Annotated in this window: 1 protein-coding gene; it reads right to left on the minus strand. The window is 62.9% G+C overall.

The window, feature by feature from the left end; all coding sequences use genetic code 11:
• A partial coding sequence (locus tag EN884_RS38365) for a sugar-binding domain-containing protein (protein WP_281034884.1) occupies positions 1 to 396 on the minus strand: 396 nt, incomplete at both ends.

A 396-nucleotide genomic window follows, 5' to 3' on the forward strand; every position in this document is an offset into this window, starting at 1 on the left:
GGTGTCGAGATGATTTCCGCGCATTGCGGCGAGGATCGGCGCGACCTTGCTGGCGCCACTTGCAATGCCGATCGAGCGCGGGATGGTCGCGAACTCGTCAAGCGTCAACGAGACCAGCGAACGGTTGAGCGAGTAGTTGCAAAGCTTGCCCCGGCGATCGATGAGATGGGCGAGCAGCTCGCCTGTTGCCCCGGACTTCTCGATCGCCTGGCGATCGGCATTCGAGGACGGATGCAAATCGTAGTAGCTGGAATCGTCGGTCAGGATGGAGCCGACACCCACCACCGCGACATCGGCCTCGCGCGCCTTGCGAAACACGTCGGCGACGGAGCTGATGCCCATCAGCATCTCGCGCTGCTGCGCGGTGTCCGCAAACAACGGCGCATGGATCTGGTA

This window comes from Mesorhizobium sp. M7A.F.Ca.AU.001.01.1.1, from assembly GCF_004022735.1.
Classification (GTDB): Bacteria; Pseudomonadota; Alphaproteobacteria; order Rhizobiales; family Rhizobiaceae; genus Mesorhizobium; species Mesorhizobium ciceri.